An 8,403-nucleotide genomic window follows, 5' to 3' on the forward strand; every position below is an offset into this window, starting at 1 on the left:
CAAGTACAGAACCAAGTACAGAACCAAGTACAGAACCAAGTACAGAACCAAGTACAGATTCAGGTACTACCCCGGGAACAAGTACAACAACCAGCGGAACTGGAACCAAGAAACCAGCAATAACCACTACAATCAAGACCAGCAATAACCAATCGAAAAATTTGCCGAAAACAAGCGAAGAAAATCGATTGAATCTGGTGATTGTTGGTTTGGGAATTCTATTATTCATAGGTGCCGCTGTCGTATGGAAGAAACGTGCGGAATAAAATCAAGAAAAATTTATTTTTAGCTCAATAAGAGAAAAAGAACCTGTTCTAATAAAAAAAATCCTTCACAAACCGGAAAAATTTGTGAAGGATTTTTTTATTCAATAGTTATATTATTCCCCGGTGCATCTTTATAACCGGCTTTTGGCAGGTTCAGGGTCAGTACGCCATTATCGAATTTGGCTTTGATGTTTTCGTCGTCGATGCCTTGCATAGTGAAGCTGCGTTGGTAGGAGCTGCTGGAACGTTCGCGACGCAAATAGCGACCGGCATCATCTTTTTCTTCTTTTTCAGAAGATTGAGTAGCGGTGATGGATAAAATATCGTTGACATAGCTGACTTTGATGTCTGTTTTTTCAACTCCCGGCAAGTCGGCCTTCATGATATAATGGTCGTCATATTCTTTGATGTCCGTGGAAATCTGCCGTTCCTGCCAGAAATTATTCATCAGCTTTCCGAACAAATCCTCTGCGTTGCCTAAATCTTTTAAATCTCTTGGAATCAAGTTTGCCATTAGATATCCCCACTTTCTTTTTTTTTCTAGTATAATTGTAGAATGAAAGCGCCGTTTTTAGCAAATCAAACGATTGTTTTTTCGGTAAAAATGCAAGAGTCTTTCTATACTTTTACTTTCTGCTATGATAGAATACACAACGACTCTTTTCAGATGAGTAGGTGAGAAAATGGAGATAATCGAAAAAGCACCGGCAAAGATCAATCTGGGACTGGATGTTTTGTTCAAACGACCAGATGGGTACCACGAGTTGGCAATGGTGATGTCCAGCGTTGATTTGGCAGATCGGCTGACGATGGAAGAATTGCCGAATGACCAAATTATTGTAGAGACCAACAAAGCATTTTTACCTGTGGATCAGCGAAACAATGTCTACCAGGCGGCGGTCTTAGTTAAAAAACGCTATGGCATTAATAAGGGAATCAAAATTTCCATTAAAAAACAAATTCCTGTGGCGGCTGGTTTGGGCGGAGGCAGTTCCGATACAGCAGCAGCTCTGCGAGGCATGAACCGCTTATGGAATTTAGCCCTTTCGGATCAGGAATTGATTGAGCTGGGGATGGAAGTTGGGACGGATGTTCCTTATTGTCTTTACGGCAGAACCTCTGTTGTTGCCGGCAAGGGGGAAATCGTAACAGGAATTGATCCCATGCCTCAATGCTGGGTCGTTTTGGTGAAACCCCGTGTGAGTGTGTCTACCCGCACGATTTTTCCCGAGGTAGATGTAGATAAAATCCATCATCCGGATATTCCTAAGCTGACAGAAGCCATCCGCAACAATGACTACCAGCAGATGATTCGATATATGGGCAATGCGTTGGAGGATGTCACAATTCAGCGGCACCCGGTGATTCAAAAAATCAAGGATCGTATGATGAAATACGGGGCAGATGTGGCATTGATGAGCGGCAGCGGACCGACCGTTTTCGCTTTGTGCCGTCAGCATTCTCGGGCACAACGAGTGTACAATGCGCTTAAAGGATTCTGCGATGAAGTGTATCTGGTACGAACGCTAAAGTAAAAAAGAGCTTGATATAAGTTCACAAAAAACCATTATGGCTCTATACTTTTTGATGCTGATGAGATTCACCAATATCAAAAAGTATAGAGCCATAATATATTGTAAATCTGATGTGCCTACCTGCCTATCAAATGGAGATTCCAAATAATCTAGAAAACAAAATGAGAAACAGAGATTTATTAAGAACTTTTGATTCTCATTTTATTTTTTCTCAGCTCGTTCCTTTATTATCAGTTTCAGATTGCTCAGTACAGAGATACCGATATCCATTTTTTAAAACAAACTATGTTGGTCTAAACTAGTTTATAGAAAATTAGTTTAGGCTATTTTTCTGTTAAATAATCTAGTGCAAAAGCTAAATCAACATCTTTTACTAAATGTTCCCGCGTGAAAGGAATACGAATATCCGGTACCACACCTTTACCCAGAAGACCGGCTCCCCGATCCACTCGTGAATGTTTACTTGTAGGATACATAATCGTAAATTCTGGATAGCTTTGCTCTACACAATTTGCATAATCATTAGCTCCTAATGTATTGCGGCCGATGATAGTCACTTTCCCTGACCGTTTACATGTTTCTACAAATTGATCTCCGGAAGAGCCGCAAGAGACATCTGTTAAAATCACGATTTTTTTTGGATAGGACTTTCCTTCAAAAGAATAATCAAAATCGTTGAATCGGGGAACCATTCCCATTCCCCGATGGTGCTCCCAAAAAATCTGTTCTTTTTTCAGAAATGGATGGAAGGTTTCAGGTAGTTGTTCTCTGACTTCGTTTGTAAACAGCTCCTTTCGCAAATCATAGGAACGTTGGGTTACATTGAAAAAAAGAAAATCTGACGGTGCAACTAACTGGCTAATGGATCGATTTTTAGTGAAAAGATAAGGCAACAGCGGAAAATAATTTATATCCGATCCACCAAGATTAATTCGTACATCAATAATCAAGTGAGGAATGCTTGATAAGTCAGTTGTATTTTTTTCAAGTAACTCGATGATTGCTGAATCATCTGCAAAATCAGTTAATTTTAGATAACTGCACGTGTTAGATATTTTTTTATAGATAAATTCTGGGTTGTAGGAAAAGGGATGAACTTCTTTTACCAGTTGATAGGAAGAGCCATTCCTCACTGTTACTTCCTGTGCGTAATTTAGAATGAAGCGAAAGTCTTGACGCTCATGAATTGGATCAAGCAGGTCTTGAAAAGAATGAGAAATCTGTGAAATGGATTTGCCATCAATGGCAACGAGTTCACTTCCAATTGGCAGAGGAGAATTTTTTCCACAAGCTGTAACATAAAGAGAATTTTCAAACCGGCGAACAAGAAAATTATTCTCCCAAATTTGCTGTGTGTGATCTTTTATTGCCAAATGACGATCTTGAAAACTGAGTAAAAATTTTTCTGTTTCATAAAAGAATTCTTTATACGTAGCGCATTTTTCTATTTTTTTTAAATAGCGTCCCGCATTTGGCAACGATTGTCGCTGAAAACCGGCGTAATCCACATGAGTTAAGGAAATAATCTCCTTTGCATAATCTATATAATTTTGTACCATAATCACTACTCTTTTCTTTTTTTTAGTATTTTAAGTATAGAAAAGATATAATAAAATAATCGAATTTATTGCATAAATGCAAGGAGTATGAGAATGGATTTTGGAAAAACATTTAAACAAGTACGAATACAAAAGGGTCTAACTCTTCGGCAAGTCAGTGGAACTGCTATTTCAGAAAGCCAGCTTTCACGATTTGAGAATGGGAAAAGCATGCTGACAGCAGATCAATTTTTTAAATGTCTGGCAGCGGTCAATATTTCTGCCGGGGAGTTTCAAGCGTTGATGGAAAAAGAAGAAAATGCCCAGAAAACAGTGATCCAACGAACAATCCGACAACTAACAAATACCTTTCAATTTTCAAGGCTGCAGGAGATGGCTGAAGAATTGAAACAGGCCAGTCAATTTGAGGATGATTGGCAACACCATTCCTATTATTTGATTCAGGGAGTGTTATGGCTGAATCAAGAGCAATCGCCGAAAGATGAGACTGGTAAATCTTTTTATGGTCAAATGTATTTGGAACGCTATTTTTTTCAGATTCAAGAGTGGACTTTAATAGAAATTAACGATTATTTGCAGTTGTTCCCTCTGCTTTCTGTTGAGAGTGTTCGTATTCAATCCCAAACAATTTTAAGAAAAATTAAAACTTATCCGCAAAAAAGTGTCTATTTTCGGTTCTTACTGAGTCTTTTTTCCTACTATGTTTATCACAGAGAGATTACTTTGGCAGAAAAGATACAAGAAATTGTTGAAAAGGAATCTAAAAATAACGATTCTGTGATGGGGCAGATTTTAGTGATTTTCCATCAAGGTATCCTAGCAAAAATTATGGGTGATGAAAAACAGTGTAATCAGAAATTTGATACTGCTTTGTCATTATGCCGAATTTTAAAGCAAAATGAGCTGGCTAAAACCTTGCGGGGGCGTCGAAAACGCTGGAATGGCTACCCGGATTTTGTGGAGTTGGTTACAATGGTGGAGTTGTTTCAGGTGTAGGAGTATGTTATAAGAGCAGTCTGAGGTTAATTATATATCGCTAAATAAGCGATATATAATAATTGTCAAGTTACAGTGAGTTAATAAATTCCCCCTCAAGCCTTCACATACCCATACCCGACACTTTGCAGCTCAACCAAATCTAGAACCCCAGCAGGGACGACGACCACGTTTTCAGGCAAGTCGTCCTTGCTGATTTTATTTGCTTTCATGGCGTTGTTACAGGCGTGAAATTGCACACCGTTAGTTTGAATAAAAGGAAGGTTTTTGTTCTCTAAATATCCTTTGATGGCGATGCCGTTGACCAAGACTACAATGGTAATGTCTGAAGATGCTTTCAGTAAATTTTTTACATTTTTTGATGTTTCGCTCCACTTTTCTAATTCATCGATATGGAAAACAACTTTCATAGGGTTCCACCTCGTTATTTTTTAATAATCATGTTAATGGCTTGTTCTAATTTTTCCGCTTGTTCTTTTGGATCCTTTTCAGGATTTTCGAAACAGTTTTTTAGATTGTCTGCCACGATCATGCCCATAACCCGATCAATGCTGGAACGAACCGCGCTTAACTGGGTAATGACATCGATACACTCTTTTTCCTCTTCCATCATCTTTTGAATGCCGCGAATTTGTCCTTCTGTTCGTCGCAAACGATTGATGATTTTTTTTTGTTCTTCGGTCGTTGTCGCCATCGTCTCGCTCCTTCAAAATTAGTTAATTGAATTATACCTATCGAGGGTATATCCGTCAATGTTTTGACTTGATTAAAATTTTTTTTCGATTGGGAGAGTTGACAAAGCCCATTTATTAAGTTTAAATATACCCTACCAGGTATACGACTTAAAAAGAATTTGCTTTTATTTCCTTATCAAAAAAAATTTATTTTATTTTTAATTTACAAATAAAACAGTCTAATTGCGTTCTTTTTCTTGTGGGATACCGATTTATTTATACCACTAGCGGTATATTTATTGTCAATCTTTTTAAAAAAACTCGAACAAACAAGGAGGAAACAGAGATGAAAATTATCATTGTCGGTGGTGTCGCCGGTGGGATGTCGGCTGCGACTCGGTTGCGCCGCTTGATGGAAGATGCGGAGATTATTGTTTTGGATAAGGGACCTTATGTGTCTTTTGCCAACTGCGGGTTGCCTTATCATGTGTCCGGTGAAATTGCGGAAAGAAATGAATTGCTGATTCAAACGCCGGAAACTTTACAGGCGCGTTTTAATTTGGATGTTCGACCGAATCATGAGGTAACCGTCATTTCACCAGAAGAACATACAGTTACTGTCAAAAGTGAAGCAGGTACAAAGGTCGAATCCTATGATAAATTAATTTTATCCCCAGGGGCAAAACCTTTTATCCCACCAATTAAAGGGTTGTCGGAAGCCTCGAATGTCCATACGTTGCGGAGTATTCCGGATCTAGATAAAATCATGGCAGGAATCACCGAAACAACGGAAAATGCTGTGGTGATTGGCGCTGGATTTATTGGTTTGGAAATGGCAGAAAGTTTACAAAAACGCGGTTTAAAAGTCACGATTGTTGAGTCAGCACCCTTTGTTTTATCAACCTTGGATGAAGAGATGGCAGCCTTTGTCAAAAATGAATTGCAGCAAAATGATGTTCGTGTCATTACATCTCAAGCGGTGACAGCCTTTGAAGAGGCTGGTAAAAAAATTATTCTAGAAGATGGACAAGTTCTTTCCTCTGATCTTACGATTTTGTCTGTCGGTGTTCGACCGGAAAATCAATTAGCAGAGCAAGCTGGACTAGAAATTGGATTTCATGATGGAGTTGTTGTAGACGAGCACTACCAGACCAGCGCCCAAGACGTTTACGCGGTGGGGGATGCTATTGTGGTCAAACAGCAAATCACTGGCGAAGATGCGTTGATTTCCTTGGCTTCTCCAGCGAATCGCCAAGGTCGTCAGGTGGCGGATATCATTGCTGGGCTTCCTCGAAAAAATCAAGGAAGTATCGGAACTGCCATTGTTCGTACCTTCAATTTATCGGCAGCCTCAACTGGGTTGAGTGAATGCAGCGCAAAACAAGCAGGCTTTGATGTCTCTGTTATTCATGTTTCCGGCAAAGATCATGCAAGTTATTATCCAGAGGCAACAGATATTTTATTGAAATTGGTGTTCAACGCCACGACCGGAGAAATCTATGGCGCTCAAGGTGTGGGAGAAAAAGGAGTGGACAAGCGAATTGACAGTTTAGCTACTGCCATCAAAGGTGGAATGACGATTGATATGCTGCCGGAATTAGAATTTACTTATGCGCCGCCCTTTGGTTCAGCAAAAGATCCGGTAAATATGTTGGGCTATGCCGCTTTGAATCTAGCAGAAGGCATCAGCGAATCGCTGCAATGGCACGAGCTTACGCAAGAAGTAGCAGAGGGCAAAATTTTGTTGGATGTGAGAACGAAAGAAGAATGGCAAAATGGGCGATTCAAGCATTCCTACAACATTCCGTTACATGAGTTACGCTGCCGATTGTCGGAACTAGATCCTGCCAAAGAATATATTGTCAGTTGTCATAGCGGGATGCGCAGTTATTTAGCAGAAAGAATATTAAAGCAGGCGGGGTTTCGTGCCAAAAGTTTGGACGGCGGCTTTGCCTTATATCATATAATCAGACCGGAGGAAGTTGAAAATGTATCGTTCAATCGGAATGCCTGAATTTTATCAAAAAACAAAACGTCAGTCTTTAGCAATCATCGATATTCGAGAAACCCATGAGTATCGCTTTGGACATGTACCACAAGCCGTCAATTTTCCTTTGAGTGAATTAGGATCAGCCTATGGAAAATTAGACACGGACAATGAATATTACATCATTTGTCAAAGCGGCTCACGATCGACAATGGCCTGTAACTTTTTAGCGGCAAAAGGCTATCGTGTGGTGAATGTGATGGGTGGCACCTCCGCTTGGCTAGGTGGGTTGGAATAATTAGAAAACGATAAAACCAACGAGATAAGCCGAAAAAAAGTGGCGATTAGCAACCAAAATAACCGATTGTTCGTCGTCATTTATTAGTAACCTAAAAAAGTTTCACATGAAACAATTTAATCGGACTTTCCAAACAAATCTCTTTCAATTTTTTTAAAATATGGTATTCTTGACACGTACCAAAAAATTAAATAGAACGCGCTCGCAAAGGGGAGTCCATTTGGGCTGAGATTGAGGAAACTCTAAACCCTTCGTACCTGTTTCGATCATTCGAACGTAGGAATTGTGACGGAGATAGAAGTAGATGATGCTTCTCCTTTGTGAATTGTGACGGTTCTAAAAGGAGGAGTTTTTTTGTTATGAATAAATCAATCAGAATATGGGTGGAAGGAACGATTATTGCCGCTTTGGCGATGGTATTGTCGCTGATTCCACTGGATATCGGTGCTAGTTTTTCTATTTCGTTGGGGCAGATTCCCTTGACAATTTTTGCCCTGCGCCGAGGCTGGAAACCGGGGTTGGCGGCAGGAGCGATTTGGGGGCTATTGCATTTTCCGATGGGGAAGGTTTGGTACCTCAGCGTAATCCAAGTATTGATCGAATACCCTATCGCCTTTACCTTTGCTGGTTTGGCGGGATTGTATGCGGTGAAATTAAAACGGGAAATTGGCAAAGACAATAGCAATAAAATAAAGCTTACTTTGATTCAAGGAGCCTTTGCGGGCGCTTTGGCACGTTATTTCTGGCATTTTGTTGCCGGTTGGGTCTTTTGGGGTTCCTACGCTCAGTGGGGAATGAAACCGTGGCTGTATTCGCTGGTCATGAACAGTGCTTCTGGTTTGGCAACAGCAGTGACCACAGCTGTTGTCGTTGTTCTCAGTTACACTCTTGCGCCACAATTATTTACGCCAAAAGCGACAAATTCTCTTTCCTCAAACTAAAAAAACGTTTCTTCAATTGACTTGATATGCTCCCCCTATATAGGACACTGAAATATAAAAGTCCTGTATAGGGGGGATTTTGTATGCCACAAAGAAAGATGAAACTCACTCCAGAAAAACGAGTAGAACTGGTAGAGAGCTATTTGA

10 protein-coding genes and 1 riboswitch are annotated in these 8,403 nt (G+C 40.0%); of the genes, 6 read left to right on the forward strand and 4 right to left on the reverse strand.

Annotated elements, in window-relative coordinates; translation table 11 throughout:
- The coding region (locus FFM66_RS07025) for an LPXTG cell wall anchor domain-containing protein (protein WP_137605440.1) at positions 1-266 on the forward strand (266 nt) is incomplete at its 5' end.
- A gap of 97 nt (positions 267-363) precedes the next feature.
- On the opposite strand, the gene FFM66_RS07030 is transcribed toward FFM66_RS07025, so the two are convergent.
- The gene (locus FFM66_RS07030) at positions 364-780 is read right to left on the reverse strand and encodes an Hsp20/alpha crystallin family protein (protein WP_137605441.1); all 417 of its coding nucleotides are present in this window, start codon (positions 778-780) and stop codon (positions 364-366) included.
- Between the two features lie 169 nt (positions 781-949).
- Between FFM66_RS07030 and ispE the strand changes: the two genes are divergently transcribed.
- On the forward strand, positions 950-1,801 hold the full coding sequence (ispE, locus tag FFM66_RS07035; RefSeq protein ID WP_048604573.1) for a 4-(cytidine 5'-diphospho)-2-C-methyl-D-erythritol kinase: 852 nt from the start codon (positions 950-952) through the stop codon (positions 1,799-1,801).
- Between the two features lie 323 nt (positions 1,802-2,124).
- On the opposite strand, the gene FFM66_RS07040 is transcribed toward ispE, so the two are convergent.
- Positions 2,125-3,360: a S41 family peptidase gene (locus FFM66_RS07040; protein ID WP_137605442.1), complete on the reverse strand. Its 1,236-nt coding sequence runs from the start codon at positions 3,358-3,360 to the stop codon at positions 2,125-2,127.
- 93 nt (positions 3,361-3,453) lie between these two features.
- On the opposite strand from FFM66_RS07040, the gene FFM66_RS07045 reads away from it, so the two are divergent.
- Positions 3,454-4,356 carry a helix-turn-helix domain-containing protein gene (locus FFM66_RS07045; protein WP_171000815.1) on the forward strand — a complete coding sequence of 301 codons (903 nt, stop codon included), beginning with the start codon at positions 3,454-3,456 and terminating at the stop codon, positions 4,354-4,356.
- A 95-nt stretch (positions 4,357-4,451) separates the two neighbouring features.
- On the opposite strand, the gene FFM66_RS07050 is transcribed toward FFM66_RS07045, so the two are convergent.
- Together FFM66_RS07050 and FFM66_RS07055 are read right to left on the reverse strand one after the other, a co-directional pair.
- On the reverse strand, positions 4,452-4,766 hold the full coding sequence (locus tag FFM66_RS07050; RefSeq protein WP_137605444.1) for a DsrE family protein: 315 nt from the start codon (positions 4,764-4,766) through the stop codon (positions 4,452-4,454).
- Between the two features lie 14 nt (positions 4,767-4,780).
- A complete protein-coding gene (locus tag FFM66_RS07055; RefSeq protein WP_048604563.1) occupies positions 4,781-5,050 on the reverse strand; it encodes a metal-sensitive transcriptional regulator in 270 nt (89 codons plus the stop codon).
- A 278-nt stretch (positions 5,051-5,328) separates the two neighbouring features.
- Between FFM66_RS07055 and FFM66_RS07060 the strand changes: the two genes are divergently transcribed.
- The 3 genes from FFM66_RS07060 (at position 5,329) to thiT (ending at position 8,256) form a co-directional block, all read left to right on the forward strand.
- Complete coding sequence (locus FFM66_RS07060) at positions 5,329-7,044, forward strand: FAD-dependent oxidoreductase (RefSeq protein WP_281276027.1); 1,716 nt, start codon at positions 5,329-5,331, stop codon at positions 7,042-7,044.
- Positions 7,019-7,315 carry a rhodanese-like domain-containing protein gene (locus FFM66_RS07065; protein WP_137605446.1) on the forward strand — a complete coding sequence of 99 codons (297 nt, stop codon included), beginning with the start codon at positions 7,019-7,021 and terminating at the stop codon, positions 7,313-7,315. The genes FFM66_RS07060 and FFM66_RS07065 overlap by 26 nt, the downstream gene beginning before the upstream one ends.
- A gap of 198 nt (positions 7,316-7,513) precedes the next feature.
- Positions 7,514-7,615: riboswitch (TPP riboswitch) on the forward strand.
- A gap of 59 nt (positions 7,616-7,674) precedes the next feature.
- On the forward strand, positions 7,675-8,256 hold the full coding sequence (gene thiT, locus FFM66_RS07070; protein WP_137605447.1) for an energy-coupled thiamine transporter ThiT: 582 nt from the start codon (positions 7,675-7,677) through the stop codon (positions 8,254-8,256).
- Positions 8,257-8,403: the final 147 nt, after the last annotated feature.

Origin of the sequence: Enterococcus songbeiensis (genome assembly GCF_005405265.1) — a bacterium.
GTDB lineage: Bacteria > Bacillota > Bacilli > Lactobacillales > Enterococcaceae > Enterococcus_C > Enterococcus_C songbeiensis.

Bases quoted from the DNA above. Each gene is read 5' to 3' on its own strand.
- FFM66_RS07030 (WP_137605441.1), bottom strand. From the start codon at position 780: ATGGCAAACTTGATTCCAAGAGATTTAAAAGATTTAGGCAACGCAGAG.
- ispE (WP_048604573.1), top strand. From the start codon at position 950: ATGGAGATAATCGAAAAAGCACCGGCAAAGATCAATCTGGGACTGGAT.
- FFM66_RS07040 (WP_137605442.1), bottom strand. From the start codon at position 3,360: ATGGTACAAAATTATATAGATTATGCAAAGGAGATTATTTCCTTAACT.
- FFM66_RS07045 (WP_171000815.1), top strand. From the start codon at position 3,454: ATGGATTTTGGAAAAACATTTAAACAAGTACGAATACAAAAGGGTCTA.
- FFM66_RS07050 (WP_137605444.1), bottom strand. From the start codon at position 4,766: ATGAAAGTTGTTTTCCATATCGATGAATTAGAAAAGTGGAGCGAAACA.
- FFM66_RS07055 (WP_048604563.1), bottom strand. From the start codon at position 5,050: ATGGCGACAACGACCGAAGAACAAAAAAAAATCATCAATCGTTTGCGA.
- FFM66_RS07065 (WP_137605446.1), top strand. From the start codon at position 7,019: ATGTATCGTTCAATCGGAATGCCTGAATTTTATCAAAAAACAAAACGT.
- thiT (WP_137605447.1), top strand. From the start codon at position 7,675: ATGAATAAATCAATCAGAATATGGGTGGAAGGAACGATTATTGCCGCT.